This window comes from Hyphomonas sp. BRH_c22 (assembly GCF_000961795.1).
Classification (GTDB): domain Bacteria; phylum Pseudomonadota; class Alphaproteobacteria; order Caulobacterales; family Hyphomonadaceae; genus Hyphomonas.
Genome location: NZ_LADU01000011.1, coordinates 12573 through 26911 on the forward strand (window position 1 = coordinate 12573; position 14339 = coordinate 26911).

Here is a 14339-nt window from a genome sequence, read left to right on the forward strand (position 1 = left end):
ACGAAATCATCATGATACGCGCCCACCTGTCTGCTCTCGTCCTTCTCGCTGTCTCTGCAATCCCTGCGGCGGCCCAGACACCTGTGGCCAGCTCGGCCCCGTCGCCGGTTCTGATTGAATTATTCGCGTCGCATAATTGCCGTGCCTGTCCCAAGGCCCACCGGACAATGTCCGAGGTGGCTGCCGAGCGCGATGATGTCCTGATCCTGACCTGGTCGGTCGATTACTGGGATTATCTCGGCGAGAAAGACCCGATGGCCATGGCTGAATCCAAGGATCGCCAGCGCAGCTATGTCGACCGGTTCAGACTGCGTGGGCCCTACACGCCCCAGACGGTTTACAACGGACTTGAACAATGCCCCGGTAGCAAGCCGCCCCAGGTCCGGTCGGCGCTCCAGCGCGTGAGCAAGGCGGACGCGTCGCCTGCGCGCCTCGTGCGCAAGGGCGCGAAGATTGAGCTGACCGGTGCCATCACCGACCTGACGGACATTTTCGTGATCGAGTATCTCGACGGGGAGGCCAACCCGACCGACATGGTTCACCCGGTGACGAAAGTGACCTCAATCGGCCCCTGGATCGGTGGGCGTGTCGAGATCGACCCGTCTGTCTGCCCAACGACATGCGCGCTCGTCGTGCAGGAAGCCGGTTTCGGCCGCGTTCTTGCCGCCATGGACCTGCGCAACTAGCGTTCAGGGCCGGATTGGCGTGTCGGTCTCTTCCGGATCATCCGGAACCGGCGGGCGCACAATTGACGAGATGGACGGCGTGAAATCGTTCCAGTCGAATTCCGTCACTTCGAACGCCCATCCGGCGGCCTTCTGGTTGATCGTGCTGCCCCGTTGCGCGCCTTCTCCGGCTTCGACCGCCCTCAGCGTAACGAAATAGCCGTCCGGTTCGCGATAGGCCCTGAGTTCCACCTCGAGCCCGTCATGGGTGGTCGTTATGTGCCGCCCTCTGGGGCGGGTTTGCAGTTTCGCGGCTGGTTTCACGCCGATCGGCTGAAGCCGGGTCAACGCCAGCGCCGGAGTCGAGGCGGCGATCCGGCTGACCAGGCGGTAGTTCTGGTAGGGCGGTGCCGGGCGAAAGCTCGTGTCCCCGCTGCCGACAGAGCGTTGCAGGTACAGGCTCCGGTCCAGTGCGTCGAACAGCCGGACAGCCGATACCGCATCGGACTGGATGTCGATGATATCCAAGTCCAGCCAGGCATCGTGATTGTACAGCGGCGGCAGGTCGCCATTGACCCGGAAGGCCTGTTCGTCGCCCGGAACGCGGGCATAGACATGAGGGCCTTTCCGGCCGGTCAGCAGGGACGCGGTGACGGTGCCGGCCGCGTTCACGATCTCGATCAGCGCGCCGGTGCCGCCATCGCGCGGATCCCCCAGGCCGATGCGGTTCATCTTGCCGGCATCGCGCGTACGCCCTTCGCCCCAGGTCATGTCACCCAGCCCGCCCGCCAGCGCGGCCAGCCGGTCGACGCGAACCGGGTATCCGCTGGTGCCGCCAAGGGTCCAGCCGTCCTGGCCATTGACCAGCGCATAGGCCTCGTCGGCCAGCGTGATCCGGATTTCTGCGGCCTCAGCGCGGACAGCCGAGAAATCGGGAAGCACCGGCTTGCCCATGCGTTCGGTGTTCTGGGTCGTGCTCTGGCCGCCGAGGCTCAGCAGGACCGCGATCACGGTCAGCGCACCTGCGGCTGCGCCCATGATCTGAAGCCGACGCATACGGCGCTGGGACGGAACATCGTTCATGCGTCGCGTCCTCCCCGATAGGTCTGGCGCCGCCACACCAGTAGCCCGATCAAACCGACCAGTACCGGACCGCCCCAGATATTTATCAGTTTCAGCATGCTTTCCAGCCGGTCAATATCACGGCGGTAATCGCGTTCGATGCTGCGCAACCGGTCGCGGAGCTCCATAATATCGGCGCGCAGCCTTGTCAGTTCGGCGCGTTCGTCTTCCGACAGGTCCGCTTCGATGTCGCCGGAAAAGAAGCCATCGGTTGCACTGATGTCCTGCAATTCTTCCAGCCGCGATTGGGCTGTTTCCAACCGGTTTTCCAGCTCGGCCTGCTGGCGGAAATATTTCGCCTCCGCGCGCTCGCGCATCCGGTCAATGCGGGTCATGGACCTGAGGCTGGGCGACCGTGACCGCAGGCGCGACAGCTCTCCGCCGCCCGACAGGGAGTCGAGCGCGTTAAGCACCAGCGCGCCATTGTCGGCCACCACAACACCCCGCCCGGGAATGATGTAGAAATCATCCGCCAGCGTGTCGACGTCGGCGATCATCACGATTTCGGCCTCGGTCACGCTCTTCGAAATATGCGGCAGGGCATTGGCGGCTTCGGCGCGCGCGAGTTCCGCCAGCGCAGGTTCCGATGGCTCAATCAGTGCCGGGGCGCCGTCCGGAAAGGCCGAGACGAGGGAGCCCGACAGGCGGGCTGCCAGCACCAGCGGCTGCGGGGCTGTCTTGTAGGATTTCAGGACGTCGCCGGGTTTCATGTCACGCACGGCTTCCGCAGCGTCGATGAAGGACGGGCTCGGTCCGGTCGAAATCAGCGGGGAAAACGTCACGCCTTCCGGCAGGCTGCCCACGAGAAGACCCCCGGGCGCACCGAAATTGACATTGCGGGTCAGGTCCGCGGTGACCAGGTCTTGCCGGTTCATGTCCGAAGCGGGTGAACCGATGAATAGCGGGTGGGCCAGTTCTTCCATGCGGCCATTGCCGATATCAACAGGCACCGGCAAGGCATTGGCCGCATCCGCCACTGCATCGTCTGACAGGGTCACGCCCCACGCCGTGCCAAGCAGGCCGAGGTCCGAACGCGGATGATCGCTGCCAGTATCGAGGAAGCCCCCACCCATGGCCGTCTTTGCTGCGGGATCGACCATGATCACCGCCCGGCCGTGCCGCAGGATGTATTGATCGACCAGCCAGGACTGGCGCGCGGACAGTTCGGGCGGATGGGCCAGGAAAAGGACATCCAGGTCTTCCGGCAGGGACTGGAATTCCTGCGAGATCGGCACGACGTCGAATGATTTCGACATATCGGCCAGCAAGGTATATCCGCCTTCACCACCAGGCGCCGTCATGCCCGGCAAGGTCGACAGGACGCCAACACGCGGCGCATCCGGGTCATCAAGCCGGGCAATCATCCGCGTCAGGTCGTATTCCAGCGTCACTTCCCGTTCCGGCGCCAGGAAAGGGATGACCCGCTGGTCGTCGACGGCGTTGCGTCCGATGATTCCAAAATAGAGCGGGTCTGTCCCGCTCGTGCTGATCGCTGTTACGCCAGCAGCAAGGGCTTCGTCCTCGGCCTCGGAGAAGGGTGACGGATCGATCTCGTTGACGATCACCCGGCCGCCGGACTGGCTGCGATAGGCTTCAAGCAGTTCACGCACACGTGCGGCATAGGCGCGTACGGCCGGGTAGTCCTGCCCGACCCCCCGCGTATAGACGAAGGTCAGTTCGACGGGCTCAGATACCGTCTTCAGCGTGTCCTTCGTGCCTTGCGACAGCGTGTAGAGATTATTTTCGGTGAAATCCACGCGCGCGCCGGACAGCACCTTCTGCATGACCAGATTGCCCGATACGAAAATCGTGGTGGCCAGCGCTGTTGCCGCAACAAGGTAGTGTTTCGCCTTCATCCCCTAGCCCAGCCTCTGCCGCGCGGCCCACAGGCCGTTCAGCACGGCCCAGAAGGCGGTAAAGCCAAGAAAGAAAACGACCGCGCGCAGTTCCAGCACGCCGCGCTGGGCGCCTTCAAATTGCGTCAGGAAGGAAAAGGAAGCGACCAGTTCTGCCGCTCCCGTACCAAAGGCAGACTTCACGCCGGACAGGACCAGCGGCCAGCCGGCTGCGGTGAAGATGAAGGCGATGACGACGCTGAGCACGAAGGCCGTGACCTGGCTGCCGGTCAGTGCCGATACAGCTGCGCCAATCGACAGGTAGGCGCCGGCCATCAGGAAGCTGACCAGATAGGTCAGTGCGATGGCGGCATTGTCCGGACTGCCCAGCAGGTTCACCGTCGCCCACATGGGCGCGGTCAGCGCGAGGCCGACACCCGCAACGGTCCAGGCGGCGAACAGTTTGCCGATAACCAGTCCCGGCATTCCCAGCGGCAATGAGAGCAGCAATTCATCCGTTCCCGCCGTGCGCTCGTCGGCCCAGAGGCGCATGGCTAGGGCTGGCAGGAAGATCATGTACAGCCACGGGTGCCAGACGAAGAAGGGCGCAAGGTCGGCTGAGCCCGTGTCAAAGAAGCGGGACGCCTCCCAGGTGAACATGCCGACCGCCAGCAGGAACACCGCGAGGAACACATAGGCCATCGGCGTGGCAAAATAGGCGCCCAGCTCACGCCGATAGGTAGCCGTGAACCCGCCGAACTGCTCTCTCGCCCAAGTCATCATGCCGATTCCGCCTCGGCCTGATCCGTCAGCCGCGTGAAGGCGCTCTCGAGGGTCCCGTCTTCAGACTGCCGGGCCAGTGCCGTGGGCGTATCATCTGCAACGATCATGCCCCGGTCGATAACGATGGCACGTGTGCACATGGCCGGCACTTCAGTCAGCGTATGTGTCGAGATCAGGATGGCTTTATGCGGGGCCATGCGGGCGATCAGTGCGCGCACGGCTCGCTTCTGGTTCGGATCAAGACCGTCGGTCGGCTCATCGAGCAGCAGGACCGGCGGGTCATGCAGGATCGCGCCTGCAAGGCCGACGCGGCGGCGGTATCCCTTGGACAGGGAACCGATCCGCTGGTCGCAAACGGTCGAAATACGGGCATCGGCAATGGCCCGTTCGACGCCGTTCTTGCGGGCCGCGCCTTTGATGCCGCGCGCCGACGCCATGAAGATCAGGAATTCCGGCGGGGTCATGTCGTCGTAAAGGGGCGCGCCTTCAGGCAGGTAGCCGAGGGCCCGCTGGGCTTCGCGCCGGTCAGACAGGATGGATTTGCCGTCTATCAGGGCATCGCCGCCATCCGGCTCGAGAACGCCCGCGATCATGCGCATTGTGGTTGATTTTCCGGCTCCGTTCGGTCCGAGAAAGCCAAGCACCGTGCCCTTCTCAAGCCGGAAGGACACCCCGCGCACTGCGTGCTTTGCGCCAAATGATTTTTCCAGCCTCTGAATGTCGAGCATCAATCCGGTTCGCACGCCTTTCTGGAAGCCTGTTCTGATACCGCCCTTCTTGGCATGTGGCCAGCCGTTGCGCTGCACTCACAGGTTACAGCTTATTCAGAAAACCGTTTGACGTCCTCCAGCATGGCCTTCGCGGCCGCCTCGACAATCTTTGCGCCGTCGGCAGCGTTGGATTGTGTCGGGTCCGACCCGATCCGGCCGTCCGGGAAGTCCCGGCGATACTGGACCGCGTCGCTGATCTTGCCATTGGGGGCGATTTTCGGGCTCATCTCCACTTCGGGCCGGGCCCGGTCCGGATAGGCGAAATAGGTCACCGAAACCTCTGACGCCGTCGCGTGGCTGCCATGGCCGACGGGGTAGAGCTTGTTGCAGAGCCCCATCACGTCCCGGAAATCCCACCAGTCGCGGCGTTTCAGGCTCAGCCCGGGGCGATTGTCGGCGCCGCGCGGATCGAAGCTGCGCCGGGCATGGATCTCGCTGAAAGCGGCCTCGATTGTCGAAATGTTCCCGCCATGTCCATTATACCAGTAGATCCGCTCGAAACCATGGCGCATCAGGCTCTCGGTCCAGTCCGCCATCGCGGCGATCATGGTGGACGGGCGCAGCGTGATCGTGCCGGGGAAGCCGAGATGGTGCTGCGCGCAGCCGACATTGAATGTCGGGCCCACAAGGATGTCATCCGGCGCAAGGCTTTCGGCATGTCGGGCGATGATCTCGGGGCATAAGGCATCCGTGCCGATGAAGCCGTTCGGGCCGTGCTGCTCCATCGAGCCGATTGGAACAACAATCGTGCGCGACCTGGTCAGCCAGCGTTCAATATCCTGCCAGGTTGAAACGGGAAGCAGCATGGATTCAGTCCTTTCGCGGGCCGAGACGCGTTGTGACATGGCCCATCTTGCGGCCCGGACGCGCCTCGCGCTTGCCGTACAGGGTCAGTGTTTCGTTGGGCGCGAGCATGGCCGGGTCGATCAGGCCTGCCTCGCCGATCAGGTTTGTCATCTCTGCATCAAAAAGGCGATGCGTGTCTCCCAGCTTCCAGCCGGCAATCGACCTTATGTGCTGTTCGAACTGGCCGGTCTGGCAGGCTTCGGGCGTCCAGTGACCGGAATTATGGACCCGGGGCGCGAACTCGTTCGCGATCAGGCGGCCATCGGCCATGACAAAGAATTCAAGCGCCAGAACGCCAACGTGCCCAAGCGCGTCAACCAGCGCCACGGCTTGCCGCCGCGCCTCGGCTTCAACGGCCTGGCCAACGCCTGATGGCACGGTGGAGCGGGCAAGGATGCCGTCTTTGTGTATGTTGCGCGGCGGGGCCCAACTGGCTGTCTCGCCGGTGCTCGACCGCGCCACGATCACCGAGATTTCGCAGTCGAACGCGATGGCAGCTTCAAGAACCGACGGGGCCTGACCAACGCTGTCCCAGCCTGCCGCGATATCGGCGGGGCCATTCAGCCAGGCCTGGCCCTTTCCGTCATACCCGTCGCGCCGCGTCTTCAGCACGCCCTTGCCGCCCAGCGCCGCCAGCGCCGGGCCGATGTCCGCCTCGGCATTGATCTCCCGATAGTCCGCCGTGGCGATACCAATGCCGCGCAGGAAAGCCTTTTCGTCGGCGCGATCCTGCGAGATCGCCAGCGATTTCGCGCCGGGATGCAGCGGTATGCCGGTGGCGGCGATCGCTTCCACGGCGCTGACGGGGATATTCTCGAACTCGAGCGTAATCACGTCGCAGGCCTCGGCGAACGCGGTCAGCGCCTCGTCGTCGCCATAGTCGGCTTGCCAGTGTTTCATGGCGACCCGCGCGGCCGGCGAGCCGGCTTCCGGACAGAAGACATGCACGTCAAAGCCAAGCTGGCTTGCGGCGCCGGCCAGCATACGGCCCAACTGTCCGCCGCCAAGAATCCCGATCACGGCGCCGGGCGACAGGCGTGTCATCCCTCGGGTTCCTCGGCCACAGCGGCCGTCTGGGCGGCGCGATAGGCGTCGAGTTTCGCGGCGACGGCCTTGTCGTCGAGGGCGATGATGGCGGCGGCCATGAGGCCGGCATTGACGGCGCCAGCTTCGCCAATGGCCAGGGTGCCGACCGGGATGCCCCGGGGCATCTGGACGATCGACAGCAGGCTATCGAGACCGGACAGCGTCTTCGACTGAACCGGCACGCCGAGGACAGGCAGCGGCGTCATGGCCGCCATCATGCCGGGAAGATGGGCCGCGCCGCCCGCGCCCGCGATGATCACTTTGAGGCCCCGGCCTTTCGCCGCCTTGGCGTATTCGGTCAGGCGGTCGGGCGTGCGGTGCGCAGACACGATTTTCGCTTCATGGGCGACACCCATCTCCTCGAGGATCGCGGCGGCATGGTGCATTACCGGCCAATCGGACTGGCTGCCCATGATAATGCCGACTTTCGGGGAACGGGTCATGGCTTTCGGGGTCCTTGTCGCCAGAAAGCGCGCACAATAGGAAAGCGGCGCGACGGGTCAACTGGCACGTCATCGGGCCCGCATGAACCTTGCTATCCCCCTGACGCGATTTCTTGTATATCGTCACCCAATGACGGAAGAATTCCATCAGGTCTCGCAGGATCAGCGCCGCGCCTTGCTCGATAGTCTGGGCATTGATCTCGATTCGATTGGTTCACATGAACGTGCGGCACTTGAAGCGCTCAGTGAGGAGGTCATTTACCTGCGGGAAGAGGCTGCGCGCCTGCGCAATGCCCTCTCCGACGCAGAACTGCTCGCGGACAATGATGCGCTCTGCCCCGTGTTCAACCGGCGTGCGTTCGAGCGGGAGGTGCGGCGTGAGATAGCGGTCGCCGGTCGTTTCCGTACACCGCTCTCGCTTATTTTCATCGATCTCGATCATTTCAAGAAGGTCAATGACGTCTTCGGACATGCTGCCGGGGATAATGTGCTGCTGCGCGTGTCGGATATTCTGCTCGAAAGCACACGGGAAACGGACATTGTCGGGCGGCTGGGCGGCGACGAGTTCGGGATCGTCCTGGCGCATGCCAGTCACGCGGCGACAAAGGCCAAGGCGGCAGAGCTGACACAGCTGATCGACCAGATCGTGGTGTGCAATGGTGACGCCGAAGACGTGCCGCCGGTCCATATCGGCGCCTCATGCGGCGTGGCCGAATGGCATGACGGATTGGGGGCAGACACGCTGATTGCCCGAGGCGACCAGGACATGTTCGCTCAAAAAGCGCGCAGGAAATCATCGCGCTCGATGAAGGTCTGACCGGTTCGGGTTAAACTCAGGAAAACCTTTGCTGACCCCCTTAACGCCGACCTTCATCTATGATTTAGTGTGGCAATAAAGACACAAGTTCTTAACCGCAAAAGGAGACTGCCTATGTCGCTCAACGGTCGGATCAGTGAGCTAGCCAACAAGCATCGCCAACTGGACGAGAAAATCTCCGAGACTCAAAAACACCCGTCTGCGGACCAGCTTGAGCTGAAGGAAATGAAGCGACAGAAACTCAAGATTAAAGAACAGCTGCAATGGTTGAAGGCGAGCTAGCGCGGTAATGGCGGAATAAGTCCTCCGCTGCCGCGCCTGGACCTTCTACAGGCAACGGGCGGAGGACGACCCATGCGCGACATTTTCGACCAGGACCGGCCGATGACACTCGGCGCGGTAAAGCTGGCAACCGCGATTCTTGGCATCGGCCTCGTCGTTTCAGGGCTTCTGGTCCTGCTCAGCTCCCTGCTCACACTGTTCAACGGGCACCCCTTGATGGCCCTCACCAAGCTGGTGATCGGTGTCTCGGTGCTCGCCTTTTTGTTCATTACGGTACGCCTGCTTGGCGAAATCCTTGCCGCGCTGCACCGGCTGAATGACCGGATCGTCATTCTCGGCGACGATATCCGCAACCCGCGCCGCGTGACGGCCGCGCCCGCCGACACGGCCGGGGACTGAATAAATGGGCATTCCCGTCACAGCGATACTCGGCCTTGGCCGCGAAATCGGCGATGCCGTCGCCCGCCGGTTCAGCGAAACGGGTCATCATGTCATCGCGGCCGACCCAAGTGCGGAACGCCTAGCGGCGGCCAGGAATGCCGTGCCGGAAGATGTCGTTTTCCACCATGGCGAGCTCCACACGCGCCTTGGCCTGCGGAATGCCTTCACAGCGGCAATCGAAGGCTTCGGCCGTATCGACAATGCTGTCATCATTCCCGAAATCGAAGAACCAGACACCGTCTTCGACTTCGAAAAAGACAAGTTCGACAAGGCGATGGCCAAGTCCACGCGCGGTGCTGCGCTGGCGCTGCAGGTGTTCGCCGAACGCATTGCCCTGCAGGACGACCTGCCGTCGGTCGGTGTCGAGCGCCTGCGCCAGAAAGGCACCGTCACTTTCGTCCTGTCCTATTCGGCCGTTGCCTCGATGCCGGGGCGGTTCACCGAAAGCGTGTCACAAGGCGCAGTCCTCAGTGTCATGCGCGCCGGCGCCATTGAACTGGCCGAGCGGGCCATTCGCGTGAACGCCATCGTGGCTATTCGTCCGCGCGAGGACAAGACTGACAGCTGGACGGCCAGGCGGACACCGCTCGGCCGCACGGCGCAGGGCGACGAAATCGCCGACGCCTGCCGCTTCCTCGCCTCGCCCGAGGCGGCCTTCATCACCGGCGAAGCGCTCAAGCTCGATGGCGGACGCTCGCGCCTTGCCGGTGTGATAGAGGACTAGGACGTCCGGGTCAGCCCCGAGATGCCCATGTCCAGCGGCGTCCCTTCGAATGTCGCGACCGTTTCTACCTCGAATGCGTCTTCGACAATGCTCGACACTTTCACAAAGGCGCCGGTCACCTTTTCCGGTGTCAATGTCACGATCGTGTAGCCATGGCCGGTCGGGTCAAACCAGTCGACTTCGGCATTGGCCGCCGCAAACTGTTCGCCGAGATCCGGAATGCCGGTGACGTAGTCACCCAGGCCCGGCGAGGTAATCGATGTGCAGCCGAATTCCACGCCCACGCGCTTGCCGTCACTGTCGGCCAGCGTATTGGCCCAGGCCGTATGCGTGTCGCCTGCCAGTGTCACCAGCCGCGCACCCGCCGCTTCGACGCTGTCATAGAGACGTTCGCGCGCAGCCGGATAACCATCCCATGCATCAAGGTTCCATGGCAGGCCGAGGGCCGAGAAGCCGATCATCTGCTGAACCTGCGGAATCGGCTGGGCCGCAATTTGCTCCGGGGTCAGCGATTGGGTGAAGTCCGGCATGGCAACACGGGCCATGACCACCTGGTTGGCGAGCACCTGCCACGTCTTGCCGGCCTTGGCCGACTCGGCCAGTGCCGCGCCGAGCCAGGCTTCCTGCGCCGCGCCCAGCATGGTGCGCGCCGGATCGCTGATGACCTGCATGTGCGCCGTGGCTTGCGCCGCGATTTCGGACGGATCCTCTGTTGCGCTGATCACTTCGGACCATCCAATCGTCTGCGAACGCCCTGTCAGGCGGGTCTCGGTCGCATAGACGGTTGCAACATCTCCGAAGCTGAAGCTGCGCCAGACAGCGGATGTAATGTCACCCGAGGCAGGATTGCGCATCGGCATCCATTCGAAATAGGCCTGCAGCGCAGCCTGCTTGCGGTCGGACCAGTCACCTTCACCTTCTTCTGGATTGTGGTTCTGCGCGCCCGTCCGATAGCTGTCATTGGTACTTTCATGGTCGTCCCAGGTGCAGATCCAGGGGGCTGAGGCGTGGGCGGCCTGCAGGTCGGGGTCCGACTTGTACTGCGCGTGGCGCATCCGGTAATCGCCCAGCGTGACGATTTCGGTGATCGGGTCATGCAGCCGGCCCAGCGCCTGAGCCGTTTCAGCGCCATAGCCATCAATGCCGTATTCATAGAGATAGTCGCCAAGGAACACGATCGCGTCGAGACCGGGTTCGGCGGCGAGCGCCTTGTAGGCATTGAACTTGCCGAACTGCCAGTTGGCGCAGGATGCGACGCCCAATTTGACTGGTGCGGTGCCGCTGGCAGCCGTGGTTCGCGTCCGGCCGTCTGGCGAGGTGACCTCGCCTGCGCTGGTCAGCGCCGTGAAGCGGTAGAGATAGGCGGTTGCCGGGCTCAGGCCGGTGATATCGACCTTGACGCAAAAATCATGCGCGGCATCGGCGGATGTCAGACCGGACAGCAAGGGCGTGGCCCCATCGCTTGCGCCAAAGACATCATAGCGAACCGGAATCGGGCCGCTGCCCGTTTTCGGCGTCACGCGTGTCCAGAGGATGACGCGGGTTGGAAGCGGGTCGCCAGAGGCAACACCATGGCCGAACACGACCTCGCCATCATAGGCTGGCGCGCCCGGCACCAATGTGCTGGCGGCTGGCTTTGCGCACGCTGCAAGGCTAAGGGCTCCGGTGGCGGCGCCGAGCAGGCCGCGTCTGGTAACTGTGCTCATGATATCCTCCCGAGATTCGCGCCGCTTATAGACCGCGACTACGACACCACCATGACGCGCAGGCCCGTTCGCGTCTATAAGGCCGAATAATGGACAAGATCACTTTCACCGCCCAGGTCGCCGATGCCGGCCTTCGTCTCGACAGCTTTCTGGCTGAAAAGGCCGGTGCGCTGTCGCGTTCGCGTGCCAAGGCGCTGATCAAGGAAGGCGCGGTGACGATTGACGGGACCGCCACAGATGATCCGCGCAAGGCCGTCGTCGCCGGCAGTGTCTATGCGCTTGACCTGCCTGCGCCCGTACCGGCTGTGCCCGAGCCTGAAGACATCCCGCTCGACATCCTGTTCGAGGACGCTCACCTGATCATCATCAACAAGCCGTCCGGCATGGCTGTGCACCCTGCCCCCGGCAGCTGGGACGGCACGCTGGTCAACGCGCTGCTGCATCATTGCGAAGGCCAGTTGCCCGGGATTGGCGGCGTTGAGCGGCCCGGCATTGTCCACCGGCTCGACAAGCTGACAACCGGCGTCATGGTCGCCGCGAAAACCGAAGCGGCCCATACCGGCCTGTCGGCCCTGTTTGCCGAACACGACATTGAGCGGTCGTATCTGGCCCTCACGCGCGGCGCGCCGCGGCCGCTCGCAGGCACGATTGACGAGCCGATTGCCCGCGCCACCGGCGACCGCAAGAAAATGGCCGTGGTGCGCAATCCGGACGGAACCCATGGGCGCGAAGCGGTCACGCATTACAAGGCGCTCGAAACGTTCGGGGTGCGCGACAAGGGCACCGGCCTGCCGGCGGCGGCCCTCATCCAGTGCACGCTTGAAACCGGCCGCACGCACCAGATCCGCGTCCACATGAGCCATGTCGGCGCCAGCCTGATCGGTGATCCGGTCTATGGACGCTCCAAAGGCATTACGGCCTGGGGGTCAGGTGAGGGTTATGAGTTCGCGAAGAATGCCGCGCGGGCGTTCGAGCGTCAGGCGCTCCATGCCGCTGTTCTCGGCTTTGTTCACCCGATCACAGGCGAGAACCTGCGTTTCGAGGCACCGATGCCGGACGACATGACGGGCCTGCTGGCGGCGCTGCGCCGTCTGCCGGGCGATACGCGCGACTAGATCAGCCGCCGCCCGGCGCCATCGTGGCTTCTTCAGTCACGATGGGCTCGAAGCGCAGCTTCTTGGCCTGCAGAACCACTTTGCCGATCTTGTCGGTATCGGCCTGGATCTTCACGGGCACGGTGGCGCCATTCTCCAGAGGGGCCAGCCACATGCGCAGCGGTCCGTCGATGCCCGACAGGTTGTCCTTGTTGGACTCGCCCTTCTTGTAGCCTGCCACTTTTTCCATCGTGACATGGCACTCGATGGCCTGGCCCGACCAGGCGTCCGTCTTGACATGCTTCATGCCGGCATTCTTCAGGTGCAGGTAGGTCAGCTGGCGCCCGTCAAAGATGCGGATCGGCCCGCCGCACGGGTCGGCGCCGGGTGCGCGGGGTTCCAGGGCGAACGTGATCAGCGCTGTAATCGGGTCATTCGTCTTCAGCACCTGCTCGGTTGTTGCGGCCGGGTCGCCCAGGTTCCCGAATTCCGGCACGGCTTTCATCTTGAAGCTGTCCGGCCCGATCGTGAGGTTCACCTTGCGGTTTTTCTTCCCGTCCCGGTTCTGCGAAACATAGGAATAGGTCTTCAGTTCATCGCCGCGCGTATAGCCTGATGCCTGCAGCACCATGTCGTAATTCACGAACCAGTCGGCGATACCGGTCACCTTGACCCGCGAATTGATCACGTAATTGTCAGGCTGCATTGCGACGTCAAAGCTCGCGCGGCCCGTGGCCGGAATGAACAGGATATGGGCTTTCGCCTCCAGTTCATAGATCATGCGTGTCGGCGCACCCGCCTTCACGTTCGCCAGGATGGCAGGCGTGGCCGCGCCGGATCCTGACGCCGTGTCCGCCACGGCAAGCCCCGCGACGGCGAGGGCAAGTCCGGAAGCAAGCATAAGAGCGCGTTTCATATGGTTATTTCCTTCGGAACTGGTCCCCATCGCCCCTTGTATAAGGGTGCAACACCAACGGCATCTGAACAAGATTGCCTCTATAATGCCCCAATCAACCATGGCTTTGCAGTCAATAATCGTGACAGGCCATGACACCGTGCTGAAAAACTCTCATCCGGCCTGTGGCTTCGGAGTTGACATGAGGGCCTCCTGCCCTGTAACGACGCGCCTTCGAGACAACCCTGAACATGCAATCGGAGCGAGGCCCATGTCCCGCGAATGTGAACTTACCGGCACCAAGCCGATCGTTGGCCACCTGGTCAGCCACTCCCAGGTGAAGACCAAGCGTCGGTTCCTGCCTAACCTTGTCGACGTGACGCTTCATTCCGAAGCCCTCGACCAGAAGTTCAAGCTGCGCATTGCGGCCAAGGCCCTGCGCACCGTGGACAAGCTTGGCGGCCTCGACGGCTTCCTCGCCAAGGCCAAGGATGACACGCTGTCCTCCAAGGCGCTCAAGATCAAGCGCAGCATCGCCAAGAAAGCGGTCGCCGCTTCGGCCTGATCGCCCACGGGCATCGGCAAACTGAAAAACGCGCTCCCCCGGGGGCGCGTTTTTGTTTGTCTGGGCCAAATTCCGGCGCCTTGCGAAGGCAGCATGGCGGCGCGCAGCCGTCTTTGACCTTGATGGCCTTGACTTCCCGCAAGGCGCGCCTTCTGCTCGCCCTTCCCCAGACCAGACCGGAAGGCCGCTGCCCATGCGCACCCCCTGCCTCGCCCTTGCCGCCCTCATGCTCGCCGCGTGCAGCGCCCCGGCCGCCCCCGTGCCG

At 63.4% G+C, this 14339-nt stretch carries 16 protein-coding genes; 7 read left to right on the plus strand and 9 right to left on the minus strand.

Going from position 1 to position 14339, the window contains the following annotated elements; translation table 11 throughout:
- Nucleotides 1-11: 11 nt before the first annotated feature.
- Nucleotides 12-686, plus strand: a complete 675-nt coding sequence (locus VR74_RS20370) for a DUF1223 domain-containing protein (protein WP_299949343.1) — start codon at nt 12-14, stop codon at nt 684-686.
- Between the two features lie 3 nt (nt 687-689).
- Here VR74_RS20370 and VR74_RS01790 read toward each other — a convergent pair whose 3' ends face one another.
- The 7 genes from VR74_RS01790 to purE form a co-directional block, all read right to left on the minus strand.
- On the minus strand, nt 690-1748 hold the full coding sequence (locus VR74_RS01790) for a DUF4340 domain-containing protein (RefSeq protein WP_045693873.1): 1059 nt from the start codon (nt 1746-1748) through the stop codon (nt 690-692).
- A complete protein-coding gene (locus VR74_RS01795; RefSeq protein WP_045693875.1) occupies nt 1745-3643 on the minus strand; it encodes a Gldg family protein in 1899 nt (632 codons plus the stop codon). Before VR74_RS01795 ends, VR74_RS01790 begins: the two co-directional genes overlap by 4 nt.
- A 3-nt stretch (nt 3644-3646) precedes the next feature.
- The gene (locus VR74_RS01800) at nt 3647-4405 is read right to left on the minus strand and encodes an ABC transporter permease subunit (RefSeq protein WP_299949345.1); all 759 of its coding nucleotides are present in this window, start codon (nt 4403-4405) and stop codon (nt 3647-3649) included.
- Nucleotides 4402-5133 carry an ATP-binding cassette domain-containing protein gene (locus VR74_RS01805; RefSeq protein WP_045693903.1) on the minus strand — a complete coding sequence of 244 codons (732 nt, stop codon included), beginning with the start codon at nt 5131-5133 and terminating at the stop codon, nt 4402-4404. Before VR74_RS01805 ends, VR74_RS01800 begins: the two co-directional genes overlap by 4 nt.
- Before the next feature lie 92 nt (nt 5134-5225).
- On the minus strand, nt 5226-5981 hold the full coding sequence (locus VR74_RS01810) for a creatininase family protein (protein WP_045693904.1): 756 nt from the start codon (nt 5979-5981) through the stop codon (nt 5226-5228).
- A 4-nt stretch (nt 5982-5985) separates the two neighbouring features.
- Nucleotides 5986-7065 carry a 5-(carboxyamino)imidazole ribonucleotide synthase gene (locus VR74_RS01815; RefSeq protein ID WP_045693876.1) on the minus strand — a complete coding sequence of 360 codons (1080 nt, stop codon included), beginning with the start codon at nt 7063-7065 and terminating at the stop codon, nt 5986-5988.
- Nucleotides 7062-7550: a 5-(carboxyamino)imidazole ribonucleotide mutase gene (gene purE / locus VR74_RS01820; RefSeq protein WP_045693878.1), complete on the minus strand. Its 489-nt coding sequence runs from the start codon at nt 7548-7550 to the stop codon at nt 7062-7064. Before purE ends, VR74_RS01815 begins: the two co-directional genes overlap by 4 nt.
- Nucleotides 7551-7680: 130 nt before the next feature.
- Here purE and VR74_RS01825 point away from each other — a divergent pair, with 130 nt between their 5' ends.
- The 4 genes from VR74_RS01825 (at nt 7681) to VR74_RS01840 (ending at nt 9814) form a co-directional block, all read left to right on the plus strand.
- On the plus strand, nt 7681-8367 hold the full coding sequence (locus tag VR74_RS01825; protein ID WP_299949347.1) for a GGDEF domain-containing protein: 687 nt from the start codon (nt 7681-7683) through the stop codon (nt 8365-8367).
- Between the two features lie 114 nt (nt 8368-8481).
- Complete coding sequence (locus VR74_RS01830) at nt 8482-8649, plus strand: DUF465 domain-containing protein (RefSeq protein WP_045693880.1); 168 nt, start codon at nt 8482-8484, stop codon at nt 8647-8649.
- 72 nt (nt 8650-8721) lie between these two features.
- Nucleotides 8722-9048 carry a hypothetical protein gene (locus VR74_RS01835; RefSeq protein WP_045693883.1) on the plus strand — a complete coding sequence of 109 codons (327 nt, stop codon included), beginning with the start codon at nt 8722-8724 and terminating at the stop codon, nt 9046-9048.
- 4 nt (nt 9049-9052) lie between these two features.
- Nucleotides 9053-9814 carry an SDR family oxidoreductase gene (locus tag VR74_RS01840; protein WP_045693885.1) on the plus strand — a complete coding sequence of 254 codons (762 nt, stop codon included), beginning with the start codon at nt 9053-9055 and terminating at the stop codon, nt 9812-9814.
- Here the strand turns inward: VR74_RS01840 and VR74_RS01845 are convergent.
- Nucleotides 9811-11520 carry an alkaline phosphatase D family protein gene (locus tag VR74_RS01845; RefSeq protein ID WP_045693886.1) on the minus strand — a complete coding sequence of 570 codons (1710 nt, stop codon included), beginning with the start codon at nt 11518-11520 and terminating at the stop codon, nt 9811-9813. The two genes, VR74_RS01840 and VR74_RS01845, sit on opposite strands and share 4 nt — an antisense overlap.
- 89 nt (nt 11521-11609) lie before the next feature.
- Between VR74_RS01845 and VR74_RS01850 the strand changes: the two genes are divergently transcribed.
- The gene (locus tag VR74_RS01850) at nt 11610-12635 is read left to right on the plus strand and encodes an RluA family pseudouridine synthase (RefSeq protein WP_045693888.1); all 1026 of its coding nucleotides are present in this window, start codon (nt 11610-11612) and stop codon (nt 12633-12635) included.
- Between the two features lies 1 nt (nt 12636).
- Here VR74_RS01850 and VR74_RS01855 read toward each other — a convergent pair whose 3' ends face one another.
- Nucleotides 12637-13530: a DUF3108 domain-containing protein gene (locus tag VR74_RS01855; RefSeq protein WP_045693890.1), complete on the minus strand. Its 894-nt coding sequence runs from the start codon at nt 13528-13530 to the stop codon at nt 12637-12639.
- A gap of 250 nt (nt 13531-13780) precedes the next feature.
- On the opposite strand from VR74_RS01855, the gene rpmB reads away from it, so the two are divergent.
- Nucleotides 13781-14074: a 50S ribosomal protein L28 gene (rpmB, locus tag VR74_RS01860; protein ID WP_045693892.1), complete on the plus strand. Its 294-nt coding sequence runs from the start codon at nt 13781-13783 to the stop codon at nt 14072-14074.
- The last annotated feature ends 265 nt before the right edge of the window (nt 14075-14339 follow it).